Genomic DNA, 21,308 nt, shown 5'->3' on the forward strand with positions numbered 1-21,308 from the left:
TGAAAATTACACCTTGAACGGATGGCGGAGCAGGATCGTTTCGTCGCGGTCCGGGCCCGTCGAAACCATGTCGACCGGCACGCCGGCCACTTCCTGGACACGGGACAGGTACGCCTGCGCGTTCGCCGGCAGCGCATCCCACGTATTGATGCCGACCGTGCTTTCCTTCCAGCCGGGGAACGTTTCGTACACGGGTTCGCAACGCGCCACGTCGGCTGCGCCGCGCGGCAGGATGTCCGCATCCTTGCCGTCGATCTTGTAGCCGACGCACAGCTTGACTTCGTCGAGGCCGTCGAGCACGTCGAGCTTCGTCATGCACAGACCCGACACGCCGTTGATCTGGATCGAGCGGCGCAGCGCGGCTGCGTCGAGCCAGCCGGTGCGGCGCGGACGGCCGGTGACCGAGCCGAATTCCTTGCCGACGTTCGCGAGCGTGACGCCGATCTGGTCCTGACGCTGCGGATTGTCCGCATCGTACAGTTCGCTCGGGAACGGGCCCGAACCGACCCGCGTGCAATACGCCTTCGTGATGCCGAGGATGTAGTTGAGCTTCTGCGGACCGACGCCCGCGCCGGCCGACGCCGCACCCGCGACGCAGTTGCTCGACGTGACGAACGGATAGGTGCCGTGATCGATGTCGAGCAGCGTGCCTTGCGCGCCTTCGAACAGCAGGTTCTGGCCCGCATTGTTCGCGTCGTACAGGCGGCGCGACACATCGGCCACCATCGGCTTCAGGCGGTCGGCATAGCCGAGCATCGTGTCGAGCGTGGCCTGGAAATCAACGGCCGCGCCACCCAGGTACTGGGTCAGCACGAAGTTGTGGAAATCGAGATTTTCGCGCAGGCGGTCGGCGAAGGTCTTCGCGTCGAACAGGTCCTGCACGCGCAGCGCACGGCGGCCAACCTTGTCTTCGTACGCAGGGCCGATGCCGCGGCCCGTCGTGCCGATCTTGCCCGCGCCCTTGCGCGCTTCGCGCGCCTGGTCGATCGCGATGTGGTACGGCAGGATCAGCGTCGTGGCTTCGGAGATGAACAGACGGTCGCGCACGTTCACGCCGGCTTCTTCGAGCTCGCCGATTTCCTTGAACAGTGCTTCGGGGGACAGGACGACGCCGTTGCCGATGTAGCAGGCGACGCCTTCACGCATGATGCCCGACGGAATGAGGCGCAAGATCGTTTTCTTGCCGCCGATGATGAGGGTGTGGCCGGCGTTGTGACCGCCCTGGAAACGCACGACGCCCTGAGCGTGGTCCGTCAGCCAGTCGACGATCTTGCCCTTGCCTTCATCACCCCATTGCGTTCCCACGACGACGACATTGCGCCCGGGAGTCACGTTCACTGCGCTGGCAGACATGTTGATTCGTTAGCTGGTTAAAAACGTATTCTACCTATGTTCGCGGGCGATTCCGAATTTTTCCGTTTCGCTTCAACGATATGCACGCCGAAGCACGGCCCGCAAACGCCTGTTTAGCGGGGTTCGACCACCCATGCGCCGTTGCGCTCGACGAGCGAACGATCGCATGCGAACTCGTCGAGCACGTGGTCGTGGCCCGGCAATGCCTGGATCACGACCTCGCCCGCATCGCGCAGCGCGGCGACGGCCGCGCCCAGCGCGTCGTCCTGCGCCCACGGCGCGAGAATCGCGGTGCCGCGCGCCTCGACCGGCGAAATCCGCGCGAGTTCGCGCAGGTCGAGCGAGAAGCCCGTTGCCGGTCGCGCACGGCCGTACGCCTGCCCGACGTGGTCATAACGCCCGCCGCGCGCGATCGCGTTCGGCACGCCGTCGATGTATGCGCTGAACATTGCGCCGCTGTGGTACGCATAGCCGCGCAGATCGGCGAGGTCGATCGCCACTTCCGCACCTTTCGCCTGTGCCGCGAGCTGCGCCAGATCGTCGAGCGCCCGCGTGATTTCGGGCAGCACCGGCAGACGCGCACGCGCCTCGGCGAGCACGCTCGCGTCGCCGTAGAGGCTCGGCAGCGCACGCAGCGCGGCGCGCGTATCGGCGCCGAGATCGTCGGTGAGTTCGTTCAGGAGCGGCACGTCCTTGCCCGACAACGCGTCGTACAGCGACTCGCCGCGCTCGGCGGCCTGCGCGTCGCGTGCGAGCAGCGCCGCGAGCACGCCCGCATGACCGAGGTCGAGACGGATGCGCGACAGGCCCGCGAGATGCAGCGCGTCGAGCATCAGCTGCTGGATCTCGAGATCGGCTTCCAGCCCGGCATGCCCGTAGATTTCCGCGCCGATCTGGATCTGCTCGCGCGTGGCGTGCAGGCCGCGCGGACGCGTATGCATCACGTGGCCCGCGTAGCACAGGCGCGTCACGCCCTGGCGGTTCAACAGGTGCGCGTCGATCCGTGCCACCTGCGGCGTGATGTCCGCACGCAGGCCGAGCGTGCGGCCCGACAGCTGGTCGACCAGCTTGAAGGTGCGCAGGCGCAGGTCGGTGCCGCCGCTCGTCAGCAGCGACTCGAGATACTCGAGCAGCGGCGGCATCACCATTTCGTAGCCGTACGAACGGAAGCGGTCGAGCAGCCTGCGGCGCAGCTCCTCGATCTTGCGCGCTTCCGACGGCAGTACGTCGGCGATATTCTCGGGAAGTAACCAGGTCGACATCGGTACGGTCCTACGACGGGAAACGGCGCGCGCCACGCGCGCCGCGAGTTGAATCGGAACTTCGAAATCGGGCGGGACGAACGGCGGATGCGCCGTCCGGATCAAGTGGCGAGCAGCAGCAGCACGAGCCCGAGCACCATCACGATCAGCCCGCCGATCCGGATATGATGCGGCGGCCGCTCAGCAATTCTACGAAACGTGTCGCGCCAGGCGACGGGAAACACGAAGGGGAACGCCCCCTCGATGATCAGCATCAGCGCTACTGCGAGCAACAACGAGCCAGCCAGGTCCATGCGAGCGACGGCGCCGCTCGACGCGGCGCCCCAAGGTCAATGTTTGCGGGGAGCAGGTGCCGCCGGTGCGGCACCGCCCGTCGGGCTGCGCATGAAGCGGAAGAACTCGCTGTCGGGATCGACGACGATGATGTCGTTGCGCTTGAACGTATTCCGGTAGGCCTGCAGGCTCGCGTAGAACTGATAGAACTGCGGATCGCGGCCGAACGCATCGGCGGCGATCGTCGCGGCTTTCGCGTCGCCCTCGCCCTTGATCGTCTGCGCGGACTTGTATGCGTTCGCGAGCACGGCCTGCTGTTCGCGCTCGGCGTCCGCCTTGATCTGCTCGACGTCGGCCGCGCCTTCCGCACGCACCTGCGCCGCCTGATCGCGCAGTGCGCCGATCATCCGTTGATAGACGGCATCCGTCTGCGCGGCCGGCAGGTCGACGCGCGTCAGCTGGACGTCGACCACGTCGACGCCGAAACCGGCCGCCTTCGCCTTGGCCGCATCGCGGGCCGCATCGGCGATCGCACGTTGGCCGCCAAGGGCGTCGTCGAGCGCGCGCTGGCCGAACGCATCGCCGAGCGCACTCTTCAGCACGCCGGCCAGGCGTTCGGTGGCCGCTGCCGGGTCGCCGCCCGTCGCGGTGAAATACTTCATCGGATCGCTGATCCGGTACTTCACCGCATACGCGACGAGCAGGTCGTGCTTGTCCTGGGTTGCCAGCTGCAGCGGATCGGACGACTCGAGCGATTGCAGGCGCGTGTCGATCAGCGTGGCCGTCTGCAACGGTGGCGGCAGCTTGAAGTGGATGCCCGGGCCCGCGAGTTCGGGCTGCGCGCCATCGCGGCCCGACAGCACGGCCGCATGGCGCGGATCGACGGTCAAGACCGTCGAGGACGCCGCGAAGGCAACGATCACGATTGCGACGACGAGCGCAATGATTCGGTTCATGTTCTGCGCTCCCCGTTACTTCGTATCGTCTTCGCGCGACCGGCTGCGAAACGCTTCGCGCGATCGCAGCACGTCGACACCCGACGCCGCGGCTGCCGGTGCGGCGCTCGCGGGTACGGCCGCAGCTGCGGCCGGCGCGACGGCTGCCGGTACCGACGCCGCATCGGGCGCGGACGCACCGGTGGACGCCGCGGCATTTTGCCGCCCCTGTTCGACGAGCTTGTCGAGCGGCAGGTACACGACGCTGTTGCCGCCCTTGTTGCCGACGAATACCTTCGTCGCGTTCGAATAGATTTCCTGCATCGTCTCGAGGTACATCCGCTCGCGGATCACCGCGGGTGCCTTCGAGTACTGCGCATAGACCTGCTTGAAGCGGTCGGCATCGCCCTCGGCTTGCGTGACCACGCGATCGGCATACGCCTTCGCTTCGTCGACGAGCTTCGCGGCATCGCCCTGCGCCTTCGGCAGCAGGTCGCTTGCATAGGCCTGCGCAGCACGCTTCGCGGCCTCGCGCTCGTCGCGCGCCTTCGCGACTTCGGCGTATGCGGCCTGCGTCTGCTCCGGTGCCGCGACGCTCTGCATCGTGACGGCCGTCACCTCGAGCCCCGACTGGTAGCGGTCGAGATCGCGCTGGATCGCCGTGGACAGCTGCTCGCGCAGCGCGTCACGATCCTGGTTCAGCATGTCGGCCGCGCTGCGCGTGCCGACGATCGCGCGTACCGCGGCCTGTGCGGCCTGCGAAACGCTGCGTTCGGGATCGACGCTGCGGAACAGGTAATCGGTGGCTGAACGGATCCGGTACTGGACGATGAAACGGACGTCGACGATGTCGGCATCGCGCGTCAGCATCGCTGCTTCCTTCACGTTCGCGAGACGCACGACGTTGTTGCGACCGATCTCGATCGAGCGGACCTGCGACGTATCGACGATTTCGTGCGACGCGAACGGATACGGCGCGCGCCAGTGCACCCCCTGGCCGACCGTGCCCGACAGCTTGCCGAGCTGCAGCACGACGCCCGTCTGACCATCCTGCACGACGAACAGCCCGCTGCCCGCGTAGACCGCGACCAGCACGCCGATCACGATGCCGACGCCGACCCGCGCGGCCCGGCCGTTGTCAGGACGGAAGCCGTTGCCGCCCTTGCCGCCGAACAGGCCGCTCAGACGCCGGTTGAAGTTGCGCCACATCTCGTCGAGATCGGGCGGACCGTCGCCGTCACCGCCTTGCGGACGCTTCGATTCGTTCGGACGCGGACGGGATCCGTCTTTGCCATTGCCTTCGCCGCGTCCCCAGCGGGGATCGTTGATCGACAGCAAGGCGCGCATCCGCCGCCAGGTACTCCGCTCGTTGTATTCGTTCACCAGAGTTTGTTCACCAGATAAGACGCCGGCGAACCGGCCGGGACCGGTTAGCGCCCGTGTTCGGAAATCGTGTGGTCTTCGTGTGGTTCAGCGGGTGCGCCATCGAGCGCGCCGCTGGGTAACGTCGCGCTGGAGAGGTGTTCCGCGGAGGCGATTTCGGCGATGGCGGCACGCAACGTATCAAGACCCTGACCGGTGCGCGCGCTCAAAAAGACGCGCGAAATATTACCATATTCGTCCCGCTCGACCGCGTCGCCGCGGGCCGCCAGCTCGGGCACGGCGTCGATCTTGTTGAACACCAGCACCTGCCGGATCGTGTCCGCGCCAATTTCGTGCAGCACGCCGTTGACCTGCTCGATCTGCTCGAGCCTGACCGCGCTCGACGCATCGACCACATGCAGCAGCAGATCCGCGTGGATCGTTTCCTCGAGGGTCGCGCGGAACGCCGCGACGAGCTGGTGAGGCAGCTCGCGGATGAACCCGACCGTATCCGACACGACGATCTGACCGACCTCGTCGCCGAGGTACACGCGCCGCGACGTCGTATCGAGCGTGGCGAACAGCTGGTCGGCCGCGTAGGCCTGCGCTTTCGTCAGCGCATTGAACAGCGTCGACTTGCCCGCGTTCGTATAGCCGACGAGCGACACCGACATCGCGCCGCTGCGCGCACGCTGCCGACGCTGCGTGCTGTGCTGCCGGCGCAGCCGGTCGAGCCGCGACTTCAGCATCTTGATGCGTTCGCCGATCAGCCGGCGGTCGGTTTCGAGCTGCGTTTCGCCGGGGCCGCGCAGGCCGATACCGCCCTTCTGCCGTTCAAGGTGGGTCCACGCACGAATGAGTCGTGTCGACAGGTATTGCAGCTGCGCGAGTTCGACCTGCAGCTTGCCTTCGTGACTGCGGGCGCGCTGCGCGAAGATGTCGAGGATGAGGCTCGTGCGGTCGACGACACGCCTGTTAAGTGCCTGCTCCAGATTGCGTTGCTGGGCCGGCGCCAGGGCGTGGTTGAAGATGACGATTTCGACGTTGTGCGCGTCGCAGGCAAGCCGCAGTTCTTCGGCTTTGCCGCTGCCGATGAACATCTTGGCATCGGGACTGGAGCGACGACCTGTGAGGGTGACGGCGGGACGGGCCCCCGCGCTGGAGGCGAGAAGACTGAGTTCTTCGAGACTGGCCTCGAAATCGGTCTTGCCGAAATCGATGCCGACGAGCGCTGCGTTGATCAAATTATCGGGTGTCAAGATAAGGCGGCTGGCATCGGTCGCTCGCGGCGACCGGATGCCGGCCGCTGCGATGGGTTAGGACGAGACTTCCGCGTCCGGGTGGAAATTCACCGGGCGCGCCGGCACGACCGTCGAGATGGCGTGCTTGTAGACCATCTGGGTCACCGTATTACGGAGCAACACGACGTACTGGTCGAACGATTCAATGTTCCCTTGAAGCTTGATGCCATTGACGAGGTAGATCGAAACGGGAACGTGCTCTTTGCGCAGTGCGTTCAAAAACGGGTCTTGTAACAATTGCCCTTTGTTGCTCATGGCGTACTCCATCTTTTTTTGCAGGTTGATCTGGATTGGCGAGGAAGAAAAAGAGATCCGGCGCCAATCGCTACACTATAGCTGATTTTGCCTGCCCCGCCCGGGGCGTAGGCCTTGCGGCCTATCCCTTGCGGGGCGTGCTTCAGCCCTTGTCCGCGTACGGGTTGTTCGACGAACGGAACTCTATGCGCAATGGAGTCCCGGTCAGCGAGAAAGTTTCGCGGAACCGGTTTTCGAGGTAGCGTTTGTAGGTTTCCGTGACCGCGTCGAGCGCGTTGCCGTGGATGACGATAAGCGGCGGATTCTGGCCGCCCTGGTGCGCGTAGCGCAGCTTCGGGCGCACCGGACCGCGACGGCGCGGCTGCTGGAATTCGACGGCCTCGATCAGCGCACGCGTGAGCTTCGGCGTCGGCAGCTTCGCCATCGCCGCCGCGTACGCGTCGTCGACCGAGCGCATCAGCGCGCCGATCCCCGTCTTCTTCGCGGCCGAAATGAAATGCGATTTCGCGAAGTCGAGGAATTTCAGCTTGCGGGTCAAATCCGCTTTCGCACGGTCGCGCGCGTGCTCGTCGAGGCCATCCCACTTGTTGACGCCGATCACGAGCGCGCGGCCCTGTTCGACGACGAAGCCGGCGATGTGCGCGTCCTGGTCGGAAATGTCCTGCTGCGCATCCAGCAGAAGAATGACGACGTTCGCATCGGAGATCGACTGCAGCGTCTTCACGACCGAAAACTTCTCGATCGCCTCGAACACCTTGCCGCGGCGGCGCAGGCCGGCCGTGTCGATCAGCGTATATTTCTTGCCGTTACGCTCGAAGTCGACGTAGATCGAATCGCGCGTCGTGCCCGGCATGTCGAACGCAATCACGCGATCTTCGCCGATCAGCGCGTTCACGAGCGTCGACTTGCCGACGTTCGGACGGCCGACGATCGCGATCTTGATACCGCGCGACGGATCGTTCTCGTCCTCTTCCTCCGGGCGGTCGGCGTAAGCAACCTCCAGGGCCTCGTTGATCATGTCGGTCACGCCGTCGCCGTGCGCAGCCGAGATCGCGCGCGGATCGCCGAGCCCGAGTTCATAGAAGTCGGTCGCGACCGCCGTGTACTTCATCCCCTCGGCCTTGTTGACGACGAGGAAGATCGGCCGGCCGGTCTTGCGCAGGTAGTCGGCGATCGACTTGTCCTGCGGCGCGAGCCCGTTGCGGCCGTCGACGATGAACACGACGATGTCGGCTTCCTCGACGGCCTGCCGCGTCTGGCGTGCCATCTCGTGCAGGATGCCGTCCTTCGCGACGGGTTCGAAGCCGCCCGTATCGACGACCAGGTACGGCCGTTCGCCGACGCGCCCTTCGCCGTAATGGCGATCGCGCGTCAGGCCCGGCAGGTCGGCGACCAGCGCATCGCGCGAGCGCGTGAGCCGGTTGAACAGCGTGGATTTCCCCACATTGGGGCGCCCAACAAGGGCAATGACCGGTTTCATCTGTGTTTTCTACGGTGAAGCGCAGCAGCGGGAGGCCCGCTGCTGCGGGCGGCTGCGCTGAATGAAAATATCACGAATTCGCGCCGCGTCGGATGCGCGCGCCCGGCGCACGTTGCGCGCCGTCGTCTTTCGTCTCGAACTGCCTTTCAAATACCGAGCGGCCGGGAGCACCGGCCGCCTTCATGCGGCACGGCCGGGGCGCGCGGGACAAGCCCGCCGCGCCGCGGCCGCACCTGTTTACTGCGTGTCAGCGCGGACGGAACCCGTACAGGCCGCCGTCCTTCGTCTGCACGACGAGCGTATTGCCCGCGAGGACCGGCGCCGCCGTAATCGCGCTGCCGTCGGTCTTCATCCGTGCGATGAAGCTGCCGTCTTCGCGCGACAGGAAGTGCACGAAGCCCTTGTAATCGCCCATCACGACCGCATGCCCGAGCAGGTACGGCACGCCGACGTCACGGCTCTTCAGCTTGTCGTTGCGCCACAGCTGGTTGCCCGACGCCGCGTCGTACGCCGTCACGACCGACCAGTCGTCGCCGCCGGCGACCACCGAATCGTCCTGCGCAAGACCGCTGCGGCTCGAGAACGCCTTTTCCCACAGCGGGCGGCCCGAGTTCGCATCGAAGCAGCCGAGCTGACCCTGGAACGTCACCGCGCACGCCTCCGCGCCCACGAGCGTCGGCGGGCCGCTGACGTCGTTGATGCGCTCGACCTCGGTCACGCCCTTCGGAAACGACACCGGGGTCTGCCAGAACGGTTCGCCCGTCTGCAGGTTGATCGCGACGAGACCGCCGCCGGGGAAGCCCGCCAGCACCGCCGCGTCACCCGCGAACGTCATGCCGGCCGACACGCGCAGGTTCAGCGGCACCGCGCGGTTGCGGTAGTTCCACTTCTGCTCGCCCGTCTGTGCGTTGAACGCGATCACCTGGCCGTCGATCGTACGGACGACCACGAGACCGTTGCCGACGAGCGGCGGCGAGAAAATCTCGCCCTGCACGCTGGTCTTCCACAGTTGCTTGCCGTCCGGGCCCAGCACGAACACGCCGCCCTTCAGCGCGCCGACCGCGGTCAGGTTGCCGTCGCTGCCGACACCGGCCGACAGGTCCGAACCGACCTTCGAACGCCAGAGCGTCTGGCCCGTCTTCGCGTCGATCTTCTCGACCGAACCGTTTTCGCCCGCCGCATAGACGGCGTCGCCCACGGCCACCGGCGAGAACAGGTAGCGTCCGCCCTTGCCGACGCTCGCCTTCCAGACCTGTTGCACGTCCATGACGGGCTTGAACTCGGTCAGCGGCGTCGGCACGCGACGCGCGTCCTTCGACGACGAGCAAGCCGCCAATGCGAGGACAGCCGCCGCGCAGGCAACGGGCACAGCGTAACGTTTCAGCAAATTCATCGGTTAGCGAAGCAGAAGTTAAGAGGTTGAGGGGACCGCGATTCAGCCGCCGAGCGCGTCCAGCTTGAACTGGACGAGTTGACGCGCGGACTGGTCGTCCTTCGACAGGCCGTCGAGCGCGAGCTTGTAAGCCGCGCGCGCATCGTCGGTCTTGCCTTGCGCGGCCAGCAGATCGCCGCGGCGATCGGCCACGAGGCCCTTGAATGCATCGACCGGCGTACCCGACAGCAGCGTGAGGCCCGCGTCGTACGCCTTTTCGTCGAGCAGCAGCGACGCGAGGCGCAGCTTCGCGATCTGCTTGTACTCGTCGTCCTTGGCGTGATCGACGGCCCACTGCAGCTGCGCCTTCGCACCTGCCGCGTCGCCGGCTGCATACAGCGTCTTCGCGGCCGAGAGCGCCGTCATCTGCGCATACGGCGTGCTGCCGAACTTGTCTTCCATGTCGGCGGCCGCGCGGGCCATCGTCGCCTTGTCGTTCGCGGCGGCGGCCTTCTGGACCTGCTCGTACAGCCCGGACGCCTCGGCAGCCTGACGGCGCTGCCAGTAGTTCCAGCCGTTGAAACCGGCCGCGACGACGAGCGCCGCGAGCACGATCCACGTGGTGAGGTTGCCCCAGCGGGCCCACCACGCCTTGAGACTTTCAATCGATTCTTGTTCGTCGTGATAACTCATCGGCGAGCGATTCCTTCCTGTTCAGGCCTTTCTTGTCGAGCGAATGCCAGCGCGATCAGTCGTCGCCGTCTTCGGCGGATGCAACCATCGCATTGATTAGGAATTCGGTCAAGCTTTCGACCGGTACGGTCTGCTGAACGTTCTTTTCCCCATCCGCGCCCGCACCGCGCAGCGCTTTCACGCCCACCGTGCCGTTCGCGACTTCTTCTTCGCCGAAGATCACCGCGAACGCGGCACCGCTCGCGTCGGCCCGCTTCATTTGCGACTTGAAGCTTGCCGTCGCGCCATCGGCGCTGCAGTGGAAGATCACGTCGAGGCCCGTATCGCGCAGGCGCTCCGCAGCGATGAACGCCTGTTCGCGCGCGGTTTCGCCCTGATGCACGACGTACACGTCGACACCTTCCTGCTCGGGCGCGAGATCGTCTTCTTTCAGCAGTTCGAGAATGCGCTCGATGCCCATCGCCCAGCCGCACGCGGCGGTCGGCTTGCCGCCGAGCTGCTCGATCAGCGGATCGTAGCGGCCGCCGGCGGCGACCGTGCCCTGCGCGCCGAGCTTGTCGGTCACCCACTCGAACACGGTCAGGTTGTAGTAATCGAGGCCGCGCACGAGACGCGGGTTGATCTTGAACGGAATGTTGTTCGCGAGCAGCAGGCGCTGCAGCCCTTCGAAGTGCGCGCGCGATTCTTCGCCGAGGAAGTCGATCAGCTTCGGCGCGTTCTGCGCGATCTCCTGCAGCGCGGGGTTCTTCGTGTCGAGCACGCGCAGCGGGTTCGTATACAGGCGGCGCTTTGCGTCCTCGTCGAGCACGTCGGCGAACTGCTCGAGGTACTTGATCAGTTCGACGCGGTGCGCGGCACGCTCTTCGGCGAGGCCGAGCGAGTTGATCTCGAGCTTGATGCCGGTCAGGCCGAGGTCGTCCCACAGGCGCTGGCACATCATGATGATCTCGGCATCCGCATCAGGACCCGCGAAGCCGAGCGCCTCGACGCCGACCTGATGGAACTGGCGATAGCGGCCGCGCTGCGGACGCTCGTGACGGAACATCGGACCGATGTACCAGAGGCGCTTCGGGCCGTCGTACAGCATGTTGTGCTCGATCGACGCGCGCACGACGGCCGCGGTGTTTTCCGGGCGCATCGTCAGGTTTTCGCCGTTCAGCGCGTCGGTGAAGCTGTACATCTCCTTCTCGACGATGTCGGTGACTTCGCCGATGCCGCGCGTGAAGAGCTGCGTGTGTTCGACGATCGGCGTCCGGATGTTCTGGTAGCCGTACGCGCGCAGCAGCGATTTCACGGTAGCTTCGAAGAATTCCCACAGGCCGGCATCCTGCGGAAGGATGTCGTTCATGCCTTTGACGCCGGTGAGCTTCTCGATCTTGCGTTTCTGTTCAGTCATCGTTCGTGTGTGTGGACGAATTAGTTCAGGACCTCGGTGCGGCCGTAATTGCGTGCGACGTAGTCGCTGACGATCTGCTGGAATTCCTCGGCGATCCGCTCGCCGCGCAGCGTCTTGACCTTCTCGCCGTCGATGAAGACGGGCGCGGCCGGGTTCTCGCCCGAACCCGGCAGGCTGATGCCGATGTTCGCGTGCTTCGACTCACCCGGGCCGTTGACGATGCAGCCCATCACCGCGACGTTCATCTTCTCGACGCCCGGATATTCCTTGCGCCAGACCGGCATCTGCTCGCGCAGGTAGGTCTGGATCTGCATCGCGAGTTCCTGGAACAGCGTGCTCGTCGTGCGGCCGCAGCCCGGGCATGCGATCACCATCGGCGCGAACGAGCGCAGGCCCATCGTCTGCAGGATTTCCTGGCCGACGATCACTTCACCCGTGCGCGGCGCACCCGGTTCCGGCGTCAGCGAGATGCGGATCGTGTCGCCGATCCCTTCCTGCAGCAGCACGCCCAGCGCGGCCGTCGACGCAACGATGCCCTTCGAGCCCATGCCGGCCTCGGTCAGCCCGAGGTGCAGCGCGAATCCGCAGCGGCGGCCGAGCTCGCGGTACACGGCGATCAGGTCCTGCACGCCGCTGACCTTGCACGACAGCACGATGCGGTCACGGCCGAGGCCGAGTTCGACCGCACGTTCGGCCGAGCCGATCGCCGACTGGATCAGCGCCTCGTACATCACGCTTTGCGCGCCCCACGGCTGCGAACGTGCGCCGTTCTCGTCCATCATGCGCGCGAGCAGGTCCTGGTCGAGGCTGCCCCAGTTCACGCCGATTCGCACAACCTTGTCGTACTTGGCCGCGGCCTCGATCATCAGCGCGAACTGCGTATCGCGCTTCGCGCCCTGGCCGACGTTGCCGGGGTTGATCCGGTACTTCGACAGCGCCTCCGCGCAGCCCGGGTAATCGCGCAGCAACAGGTGGCCGTTGTAGTGGAAATCTCCGACGAGCGGCACGGTCACGCCCATCCGGTCGAGCTGCTCGCGGATCGCCGGCACGGCGGCCGCGGCCTCGGGCGTGTTGACCGTGATGCGCACCAGTTCGGAGCCCGCGTTCGCGAGTTCCTTGATCTGGATCGCCGTGCCGATCGCGTCGGCCGTGTCGGTATTCGTCATCGACTGCACGCGCACCGGCGCGTCGCCGCCGATCGTCACGAGCTGCCCGCCCCAGCGGACATCCACCGCATGCGATACGCGGCGCGGCTGATGCCCGCCGAACACCGGCTCGGTTGAACAAATCTGACTGCTGCGTGGGGATTGAGCTTCGGATTGCATCGATAGATCCATTTACGCGGAATGCGCCGCGACGCGGCACATGAATTGAAAAAGCGCCGTGCCCTCACGGCCTGTCGATATCGACGACAGGCCTTCGTCACGGCGCTTGACGTCAGGGCAACGTGAACCGTGCCACATTACCCCGCGCTGCCGAATATTTTGCCGGATCGACAGGTTTTCCGTCGAACGCGACTGCGTCGAGGCCTGCCTTGTTGCCGATCGTGACCTTGAACGGCCCGTCGCCGGCGACCTGCTTCGTCTCGCCGGCCCGCACCAGCGCCGAGAACAGCTCCTTGCCGTTCTTGTCGCGCACGCTGAACCAGCAATCCTGCTTGACCTTCAGTTCGACCATCGACTGACCTGCCGCGACCACGACGCTCGCCGGCTGGGCCGGCGCGGCGGCGCTTGCCGCCGTCGTGGCCACGACCGGTTGCGATGCAGCGGCCGTCGCGACCGGCGCCACGGGCGCCGGAACAGCGGATGCAATCGACGGCGCCGCAGATGCGGCCGCCGGGGCCGGAACCTCATTGGCGACGACGGTCGACGCGCCGCTTGCGGCCGCTTCTTCAACAACCGCCGACGATGCAGCCGAAGCGCTCGCCGCCGACGCATGCTCCACGTCGTTGCCCTTCAGGCGCGCGAGCAGGCTCGACGAATCGCCGCCAGTGTGCCACATCAGTACGGCGACCACCGCGACGACGACGATCGCCGTTCCCCACAGCCACGGATGATGACGCGACGAGCCACCCAGCGGAATCGATACGCGGCCGCGCGGCAGATCCGTCCCCGACGACGCGGGCATCGACAGGTCGACTTCCGGCACCCCGCGCTCACGGCGCAACGCCTGCGCGAACGGTTCCGGGTCGACGCCGAGCATCTTCGCGTAACTGCGCACGACACCGAGCGCGAACGTCACACCGGGCAGATGGCTGATGTCGCCGGCCTCGAGCGCCCGGAGCTTCTGCGGTGCGACCTTGAGTCGCGCCGACACATCGTCGACCGACCAGCCCTTCGTCTCCCGAAGCTGCGCCAGCCGGCTGCCGACCGCTGACAGCGATTCCAGTCCCGCCGGTGCCGGTTTCGCGGCATTCGTCTCTGCGCCGTTGGTCGGCTGCGGCTCACTCATCCTTGTCCTCGCGTCGATTCTTCTTCACTGGCGGGCGCCTCCGGCTCCCGCCGGCCGGCACCCGCAACTGTCCATACCATGCGCGGCGCCGAGGCGCCGCGACCGATCGCTATTCGCGTGTTGCACCGCCAAGGGGTTCGGGCGTCCCCGGCCAGGTGCCCCCGTCAAACTGCCCGAACTTCGATGATTTTTCCTGCTGCGCCCGTTCGTTCCGCCAGGCGTGTGCGGTCCTTCACCGCGCCGGCCAGCTGGCCGCACGCGGCATCGATGTCGTCGCCGCGCGTCTTGCGCACGGTCGTGACGACACCCGCGTCGATGAGAACCTGTGCGAAGCGCTTGATCTGCTCCGGCTTCGAGCGGATGAGGCCCGACTCCGGAAACGGATTGAACGGAATCAGATTGAACTTGCACGGCACGTCGCGCGTGACGGCCAGCAGTTCGCGTGCATGCGCTTCGGTGTCGTTGACGCCGTCCAGCATGCAGTATTCGAATGTAATGAAGTCGCGCGGCGCGACTTTCAGATAGCGCTGGCACGCAGCCATCAGTTCGCGAAGCGGATACTTCTTGTTGAGCGGCACCAGCTCGTCGCGCAGCGCATCGTTCGGCGCGTGCAGCGAAACGGCCAGCGCGACCGGCAACTCGGCGCCGAGGCGATCCATCATCGGCACCACGCCGGACGTGGACAGCGTGACGCGGCGGCGCGACAGCCCGTACGCGTTGTCGTCGAGCATCAACCGCATCGCGGGCACGACCGCGCTGTAATTCAGCAGCGGCTCGCCCATGCCCATCATCACCACGTTGGTGACGACCCGTTCGGCCTTGCCGTTCGGGCCGGGCGCACGGCCCAGCGACGCTCGCAATGCAAATTCGGCCATCCGGAGCTGGCCGATGATTTCGGCTGTCGACAGGTTGCGGGAAAAACCCTGCTTGCCCGTCGAACAGAAGCGGCAGTTGACCGCGCACCCGGCCTGCGACGACACGCACAGCGTGCCGCGCGTCTCTTCCGGGATGAACACGGTTTCGACCGCATTGCCGTTTCCGACGTCGATCAGCCACTTGCGCGTGCCGTCGGTGGAAACGTGATCGCTGGCGATATCGGGCATCACGATCGACGCGCGGCCCTTGAGTTTTTCTCTCAGGGACTTCGCGAGATCGGTCATGCCGTCGAAGTCGCCGGCGTTGTACTGATGGATCCAGCGCTGCAACTGCTTGGCGCGGAACGGCTTCTCGCCGAGGCTGCCGCAGTACGCGACAAGACCCTCGGCATCGAAGTCGAGAAGATTGACGGAAGTTTCGCTCGTCATGATGTGCTGCCTTGCCGCGTGCGCTGGATCCTGCCTACTTGCTGTCAGCCAGGGCTTAACGCGAGTAAACGTTCATTTCCGGGAAGAAGAACGCGACTTCGACCGCTGCCGTTTCCGCAGCGTCCGAGCCGTGAACGGCGTTCGCGTCGATGCTGTCGGCGAAATCGGCGCGGATCGTGCCCTTTTCCGCCTTCTTCGGATCCGTTGCGCCCATCAGGTCGCGGTTCTTCAGGATCGCGCCTTCACCTTCCAGAACCTGGATCATCACCGGGCCCGAGATCATGAAATCGACGAGGTCCTTGAAGAACGGACGCGCTGCGTGAACCGCGTAGAACTTCTCAGCGTCAGCACGCGACAGGTGTGCCATGCGCGATGCGACGATCTTCAGGCCGGCGCCTTCGAAACGGCTGTAGATCTGGCCGATCACGTTCTTTGCCACCGCATCCGGCTTGATGATCGACAGGGTGCGCTCGATTGCCATAAAAACTCCAAAAAATTAAGAAGTTACAGGTTCAAATGAATCCGCTATTGTAGCACGATCCCGTGTATCATTGCGATTGAACCCTTACACATGTGAAAGGTTCCGAATCTATATGTTTTGTGCCGCACGGCCATTGAAACCTCCCGGCACGGAACGTATCTTAGCCATAGCTGCTCCGGTTTGCTGCGCCGCACACCGCGTGTGCCGAACCGGCCCCGGACGCCCACGCGTTCAATGTTAGGAGAAACCATGAACGACTATCCGTACAATTTCGGCCGCGGCGGTTCCGTCAGCACCGCCGAGGTTCGCAACCGCGTGCTGCGGAACACGTACTGGCTGCTCGCGCTGTCGATGGTGCCGACCGTGCTGGGCGCTTGGGTCGGCGTCGCGACGGGCTTCTCGCTGTTCGCGGCCACGAGCCCGATGATGAGCCTGCTCGCGTTCTTCGCGATCGCATTCGGCTTCATGTTCGCGATCGAGCGGACGAAAAACAGCGCGGCCGGCGTGTTCGTGCTGCTCGGCTTCACGTTCTTCATGGGCCTGATGCTGTCGCGGCTGCTGAGCTTCATCCTCGGCTTCTCGAACGGCCCGTCGCTGATCATGCTCGCGTTCGGCGGCACCGGCATCATCTTCGCCGCGATGGCGACGATCGCCACCGTCAGCAAGCGCGATTTCTCGGGTCTCGGCAAGTGGCTGTTCATGGGCGTGATCGTGATCCTGCTCGCATCGGTCGCGAACATCTTCCTGCAGCTGCCGGCGCTGATGCTCACCGTGTCGGTGCTCGCGATCGCGATCTTCTCCGCGTACATGCTGTTCGACGTCCAGCGCGTCGTGAACGGCGGCGAGACGAACTACATCTCGGCCACGCTCGCGATCTACCTCGACCTGTACAACGTGTTCACGAACCTGCTCGCCCTGCTCGGCATCTTCGGCGGCAACCGCAACTGACGTTCGCCGTGCACCATGAAAAAACCGGCCTTCGGGCCGGTTTTTTTACGTCCGCCGCCGGGCTCAGTCGCGCTCGAACAGCGCGATCGATTCGACGTGCGACGTATTCGGGAACATGTTCACGACACCGGCCCCCTTGAGCCGGTAACCGGCCTCGTGCACGAGCAGGCCCGCGTCGCGCGCGAGCGTCGACGGGTTGCACGACACGTAGACGATGCGCTTCGGCAGCGGGCCTTCGCCGCTCTGCGCGATCTCGGCCAGCGCCTTCGACACCGCGAGCGCGCCTTCGCGCGGCGGATCGATCAGGAACTTGTCGAATGCGCCAAGCGCGCGGAGGTCGTCACCCGTCACTTCGAACAGGTTCCGGCACGCGAACGTCGTATGACCGTCGACACCGTTCTCGCGCGCATTCGCCAACGCGCGCGTCGTCAGCGTGTCGCTGCCCTCGATGCCCATCACTTCGCGCGACAGTCGCGCGAGCGGCAACGTGAAGTTGCCGATCCCGCAGAACAGGTCCAGCACGCGGTCGTCGCGCGACGGCGCGAGCAGGCGCAGCGCACGCCCCACCAGCACGCGGTTGATCTGGTGGTTGACCTGCGTGAAGTCGGTCGGCTTGAACGGCATGCGGATGCCGAATTCCGGCAGCGTGTAGTCGAGCGCCACGTCGAGCGGATAGAACGGCGTCACCGTGTCCGGGCCCTTCGGCTGCAGCCAGAACTGCACCTTGTGCTCGTCCGCGAACGCGCGCAGCAGCGCTTCGTCGTCCGCGTTGATCGGCTCCAGCACGCGCAGCACGAGCGCCGTGACTTCCGAACCGACCGCCAGCTCGATCTGCGGCATCCGATCGCGGATCGACAGCCCCTCGACGAGCCGGCGCAGCGGCACCAGCATCGCCGACACGTGCGGCGGCAGCACTTCGCAGCTCGTCATGTCGGCAACATAGCTGCTCTTCTTCTCGTGGAAACCGACCAGCACGCCGCCCTTCTTCGCCACGTTGCGCACGGTCAGGCGCGCACGGTAGCGATAGCCCCACGACGGGCCGTGGATCGGCGCGAACATCGTTTCCGCGCGCAGCTTCGCCAGGTGCCACAGGTTGTCCTCGAGCACGCGCTGCTTGACCGCCACCTGTGCACGCATGTCGAGATGCTGCATCGAGCAGCCGCCGCAAGTACCGAAGAACTTGCATTTCGGCTGCGTGCGCATCACGCTCGGGCGCAGAATATCGACAACCGTCGCCTGCTCGTAGCTCGGCTTGCGGCGGTAGCTCGAATAGGTGACGCGCTCGCCCGGCAACGCGCCTTCGACGAAGATGACCTTGCCCGGCTCGCCGTCCTCGGTGATCGTGCGGCCGACACCGCGCGCTTCCATGTCGAGCGATTCGATCTCGAGAACCGGGGCGGGCCCGGGCGCGACGGGCGCATTTTTCGATTTGCGCGCAGAAGTGGGGACGGCTTCGGACACCAGCTTTTCCTGACAAACGTTGAAGAAGGCGAGATTGTAGACGACGAAGGCCCGTATCGCCCGCTTTGGATGGGCCGGGTGTCGATACTTGATGATGGACGGCCCTGCATCCGGCCGAAACGGCCACGCAGCCGGCTTACGGCACCGACAGCCGCGCAAGACCGCGGAACGCGTCAGGACCGGCCCGAAGCCCGCCACCCAACCACCAGGAGATTCGAGCATGCAACTGATCGACTGGAACATCCAATGGGGTCGGGACGCGGACGGCATCGTCGACCTTTCCCGCACCGTCTCGGCGATCCAGCGGCTCGGCGATTTCGACGTACTGTGCCTGCAGGAGGTCACGCGCGGCTTCGGCGCGCTGCCCGGGCAGCCCGGCCCCGACCAGTTCGCCGAACTCGCGGTGCTGCTGCCCGGCCATACGATCATCGAAGCAATCGGCGCCGACCTGCCGGCGATCGAACCGGGCGCACCGCGCCGCCAGTTCGGCAACGCGATCGCGACGCGGCTTCCGGTCGGGCGCGTGCTGCGCCAGTTGCTGCCGTGGCCGGCCGACGCCGGTGCGCCGTCGATGCCGCGCGTCGCGCTGGACGTCGAACTGCACGCCCCCTTCGGTCCGCTGCGCGTGGTGACCACCCATCTGGAATATTATTCGGCACGCCAGCGGCTCGCCCAGGTCGACGCGTTGCGCGGCCGGCATCGCGAGGCCTGCGCGCACGCAGAACGTCCGGCGCCTGCCGAGACCGCCGAGGGGCCGTTCAGCGCGACCGGCCAGCCGCGCGATGCGATCGTCTGCGGCGACTTCAACAGTGCGTTCGACAGCGACGCATATCGGCGCTTCCTGGAACCGATCGCGGACGCGCCGCGCTTCGTCGACGCATGGGTCGCGCAACACCCGGGGCGCACGCCGCCACCGACGGCCGGCGTCTACGATATGGTGCAATGGTCGGAAGGGCCGCTCGCGTGCGACTTCGCGTTCGTGACCGAGACACTGCTGCCACGCGTCACGCGCTGCGACATCGACGGTGACGTGCGCGCGTCGGATCACCAGCCGGTGCTGCTCGAACTGGCCTGATCGCGCCGGTTGCGACGCAGGCCGCCCGCGCTACGCGTCGAAACCGGCCAGGTATTCGACCCAATGCGGCGCCGGCTCCAGCGCGAGCGCGTTCTTCACGATCAGGATCTCGTCCGCGTACTCGCTCGGTGTCAGGCCGCCGCGCATCAACTGGAACCGGCAGTACAGCAGGTAGGTGTTGACGACGTCGGTTTCGCAATAGTTGCGGATTTCGTCGATCCGGCCATCCCGGAACGCCGGCCACACCTGGCTGCCGTCCATCCCGAGCTTGCCGGGGAAACCACACAGCTTCGCCAGCGCGTCGAGCGGCGCGTTGGCGCGCGCCTGATACATCGCGAGCACGTCCATCAGGTCGGTATGCCGCGAGTGATAGCGCGAGATGTAGTTGTTCCACTTGAATTCACGGTCGTCCTCGCCGAGATCCCAGTAGCGGGTCGCGGGGATGCCGTGCACGAGCGCACGGTAATGCAGCACCGGCAGATCGAAGCCGCCGCCGTTCCACGACACGAGCTGTGGCGTGTATTTCTCGATCACGCGGTAGAACGACTGGATCAGCGTCGCTTCGTTGTCCTGCGGCGTGCCGAGCGAGCGCACGCGAAAACCGTTGTTGTCGCGGAACACGCACGAGATCGCCGCGATCCGCTGCAGGTGATGCGGCAGGAAATCGCTGCCGGTCTTCTCGCGGCGTGCGGCGAATGCATGTTCGGCCACCGCGGCATCGTCGAGCGTCGCGGGCAGGTCTTCCAGACGGCGAATGCCGTCGACATCGGGAATCGTCTCGATGTCAAAAACAAGAATCGGAGTCATCAGTTACAGAACGGCGTCCTTGCGCACGCCGTTGGAGGCAAAGAACCGCTTGAGGCGCACCAGCGCTTCCTGCTGGATCTGTCGCACGCGCTCGCGCGTGAGCCCCATCTCGTCGGCGAGCTCCTCGAGCGTCGCCGGTTCGATATGGTTCAGGCCGAAGCGGCGCTCGATCACGTGCCGATGCTTGTCGGACAACCGCGACAGCCACGCGCGCGTCAGCGTTTCGAGCTCGCGGTGCTGCACCTCGGCGTCGGGCGACTGGCTCTGATCGTCGGGCAGCAGGTCGAGCAGGCTGCTCGCGGGATCGAGGTCGAGCGGCGCGTCGAGCGATGCCGTGTGCTCGTTGAGCGCGAGGATGTCGGTGACTTCCTCGGCGGTCTTGCCGGTGAGATAGGCGATGTCGTCGATGCTGGCTTCACGGCGCTCGGCCGCCTCGCCCGTCGACATCGAATTCTTTTCGAGGTGGCGCTTCGCGCGCAGCACCTGGTTCAGTTCACGGATCACGTGCACGGGCAGGCGCACCGTGCGGGCCTGATTCATGATCGCCCGCTCGATGCTCTGCCGGATCCACCACGTCGCATAGGTCGAGAAACGGAACCCGCGCGTCGGGTCGAACTTCTCGATCGCGTGCATCAGGCCGAGGTTGCCTTCCTCGATCAGGTCGAGCAGCGGCACCCCACGGTTCAGGTATCCCTTCGCGATGCTGACGACGAGGCGCAGGTTGCGCTCGATCATCACCTGCCGCGCCTCGAATTCGCCGGCCTTCGCCAGGCGCGAATAGCGCTGCTCTTCCTCGACGGTCAGCAGCGGCTTCACGCTGATTCGGTTCAGGTAATGCTGGATCGTGTCGGCCGTGAGCTCGGCCTGCAGCATCGTGCGGAAATCGTCGACGTCGGGCGCCGCTTCCGGGCGGCCTTCGCGCTCGTCCTCGCCACCGTCCGCCTCGGCGTCACGTGCCTCGATATCGCGTTCGTTGTCCGCGATATCGTCCTCGTCGTCCGTCGAAGCACCTGCTCGCCCCACCGATGCTTGCGTGGCACGACTGATCTTCTCAGACTCGGCTTGCGGCTCGTGGCGCTTCGATTTCGGCATGGTCGTC

General features: G+C 65.7%; 20 protein-coding genes. 2 read left to right on the plus strand and 18 right to left on the minus strand.

Annotated features, from left to right (window positions below; all coding sequences use genetic code 11):
- Nucleotides 1-6: 6 nt before the first annotated feature.
- The 15 genes from HWX87_RS11015 to ndk form a co-directional block, all read right to left on the minus strand.
- Nucleotides 7-1,353, minus strand: coding sequence for an adenylosuccinate synthase (locus HWX87_RS11015; protein ID WP_176047174.1), 1,347 nt, complete (start codon nucleotides 1,351-1,353; stop codon nucleotides 7-9).
- A gap of 113 nt (nucleotides 1,354-1,466) precedes the next feature.
- The gene (locus tag HWX87_RS11020; RefSeq protein ID WP_176047175.1) at nucleotides 1,467-2,615 is read right to left on the minus strand and encodes an ATP phosphoribosyltransferase regulatory subunit; all 1,149 of its coding nucleotides are present in this window, start codon (nucleotides 2,613-2,615) and stop codon (nucleotides 1,467-1,469) included.
- A gap of 101 nt (nucleotides 2,616-2,716) precedes the next feature.
- Entirely contained in the window at nucleotides 2,717-2,908 is a 192-nt protein-coding gene (locus HWX87_RS11025; RefSeq protein WP_006478685.1) for a DUF2065 domain-containing protein, read from the minus strand.
- A gap of 36 nt (nucleotides 2,909-2,944) precedes the next feature.
- Nucleotides 2,945-3,844: a protease modulator HflC gene (locus HWX87_RS11030; RefSeq protein WP_176047176.1), complete on the minus strand. Its 900-nt coding sequence runs from the start codon at nucleotides 3,842-3,844 to the stop codon at nucleotides 2,945-2,947.
- Nucleotides 3,845-3,859: 15 nt separating this feature from the next.
- A complete protein-coding gene (gene hflK, locus HWX87_RS11035; protein WP_176047177.1) occupies nucleotides 3,860-5,206 on the minus strand; it encodes an FtsH protease activity modulator HflK in 1,347 nt (448 codons plus the stop codon).
- 47 nt (nucleotides 5,207-5,253) lie between these two features.
- Nucleotides 5,254-6,429 (minus strand): GTPase HflX, encoded by a 1,176-nt coding sequence (gene hflX / locus HWX87_RS11040; RefSeq protein WP_176047496.1) that lies wholly within the window; start codon nucleotides 6,427-6,429, stop codon nucleotides 5,254-5,256.
- A 72-nt stretch (nucleotides 6,430-6,501) separates the two neighbouring features.
- Nucleotides 6,502-6,753 (minus strand): RNA chaperone Hfq, encoded by a 252-nt coding sequence (gene hfq / locus HWX87_RS11045; RefSeq protein WP_080599371.1) that lies wholly within the window; start codon nucleotides 6,751-6,753, stop codon nucleotides 6,502-6,504.
- Between the two features lie 130 nt (nucleotides 6,754-6,883).
- Nucleotides 6,884-8,221, minus strand: a complete 1,338-nt coding sequence (der, locus tag HWX87_RS11050; protein ID WP_176047178.1) for a ribosome biogenesis GTPase Der — start codon at nucleotides 8,219-8,221, stop codon at nucleotides 6,884-6,886.
- A 247-nt stretch (nucleotides 8,222-8,468) separates the two neighbouring features.
- Nucleotides 8,469-9,614: an outer membrane protein assembly factor BamB gene (gene bamB / locus HWX87_RS11055; protein ID WP_174433730.1), complete on the minus strand. Its 1,146-nt coding sequence runs from the start codon at nucleotides 9,612-9,614 to the stop codon at nucleotides 8,469-8,471.
- 42 nt (nucleotides 9,615-9,656) lie between these two features.
- Complete coding sequence (locus HWX87_RS11060) at nucleotides 9,657-10,286, minus strand: tetratricopeptide repeat protein (RefSeq protein WP_176047179.1); 630 nt, start codon at nucleotides 10,284-10,286, stop codon at nucleotides 9,657-9,659.
- 55 nt (nucleotides 10,287-10,341) lie between these two features.
- Nucleotides 10,342-11,682: a histidine--tRNA ligase gene (hisS, locus tag HWX87_RS11065; RefSeq protein WP_176047180.1), complete on the minus strand. Its 1,341-nt coding sequence runs from the start codon at nucleotides 11,680-11,682 to the stop codon at nucleotides 10,342-10,344.
- A gap of 20 nt (nucleotides 11,683-11,702) precedes the next feature.
- Nucleotides 11,703-13,007, minus strand: coding sequence for a flavodoxin-dependent (E)-4-hydroxy-3-methylbut-2-enyl-diphosphate synthase (gene ispG / locus HWX87_RS11070; RefSeq protein ID WP_176047181.1), 1,305 nt, complete (start codon nucleotides 13,005-13,007; stop codon nucleotides 11,703-11,705).
- Between the two features lie 112 nt (nucleotides 13,008-13,119).
- Nucleotides 13,120-14,133, minus strand: a complete 1,014-nt coding sequence (locus tag HWX87_RS11075) for a helix-turn-helix domain-containing protein (protein ID WP_176047182.1) — start codon at nucleotides 14,131-14,133, stop codon at nucleotides 13,120-13,122.
- Between the two features lie 164 nt (nucleotides 14,134-14,297).
- A complete protein-coding gene (gene rlmN, locus HWX87_RS11080; RefSeq protein WP_011549686.1) occupies nucleotides 14,298-15,437 on the minus strand; it encodes a 23S rRNA (adenine(2503)-C(2))-methyltransferase RlmN in 1,140 nt (379 codons plus the stop codon).
- Nucleotides 15,438-15,492: 55 nt separating this feature from the next.
- On the minus strand, nucleotides 15,493-15,918 hold the full coding sequence (ndk, locus tag HWX87_RS11085; protein ID WP_011352265.1) for a nucleoside-diphosphate kinase: 426 nt from the start codon (nucleotides 15,916-15,918) through the stop codon (nucleotides 15,493-15,495).
- 249 nt (nucleotides 15,919-16,167) lie between these two features.
- On the opposite strand from ndk, the gene HWX87_RS11090 reads away from it, so the two are divergent.
- On the plus strand, nucleotides 16,168-16,866 hold the full coding sequence (locus HWX87_RS11090) for a Bax inhibitor-1/YccA family protein (RefSeq protein WP_006761414.1): 699 nt from the start codon (nucleotides 16,168-16,170) through the stop codon (nucleotides 16,864-16,866).
- Nucleotides 16,867-16,929: 63 nt separating this feature from the next.
- Here the strand turns inward: HWX87_RS11090 and rlmD are convergent, their stop codons facing one another.
- On the minus strand, nucleotides 16,930-18,327 hold the full coding sequence (gene rlmD / locus HWX87_RS11095) for a 23S rRNA (uracil(1939)-C(5))-methyltransferase RlmD (RefSeq protein WP_176047183.1): 1,398 nt from the start codon (nucleotides 18,325-18,327) through the stop codon (nucleotides 16,930-16,932).
- A gap of 220 nt (nucleotides 18,328-18,547) precedes the next feature.
- Between rlmD and HWX87_RS11100 the strand changes: the two genes are divergently transcribed.
- The gene (locus tag HWX87_RS11100; RefSeq protein WP_176047184.1) at nucleotides 18,548-19,402 is read left to right on the plus strand and encodes an endonuclease/exonuclease/phosphatase family protein; all 855 of its coding nucleotides are present in this window, start codon (nucleotides 18,548-18,550) and stop codon (nucleotides 19,400-19,402) included.
- Nucleotides 19,403-19,432: 30 nt separating this feature from the next.
- Here HWX87_RS11100 and HWX87_RS11105 read toward each other — a convergent pair whose 3' ends face one another.
- Together HWX87_RS11105 and rpoS are read right to left on the minus strand one after the other, a co-directional pair.
- On the minus strand, nucleotides 19,433-20,209 hold the full coding sequence (locus tag HWX87_RS11105; RefSeq protein ID WP_176047185.1) for a 3'-5' exonuclease: 777 nt from the start codon (nucleotides 20,207-20,209) through the stop codon (nucleotides 19,433-19,435).
- Nucleotides 20,210-20,212: 3 nt separating this feature from the next.
- A complete protein-coding gene (gene rpoS / locus HWX87_RS11110; RefSeq protein WP_176047186.1) occupies nucleotides 20,213-21,301 on the minus strand; it encodes an RNA polymerase sigma factor RpoS in 1,089 nt (362 codons plus the stop codon).
- Nucleotides 21,302-21,308 lie beyond the last annotated feature (7 nt).

The sequence above is a fragment of the Burkholderia sp. BCC1644 genome (genome assembly GCF_902833225.1).
Lineage (GTDB): Bacteria > Pseudomonadota > Gammaproteobacteria > Burkholderiales > Burkholderiaceae > Burkholderia.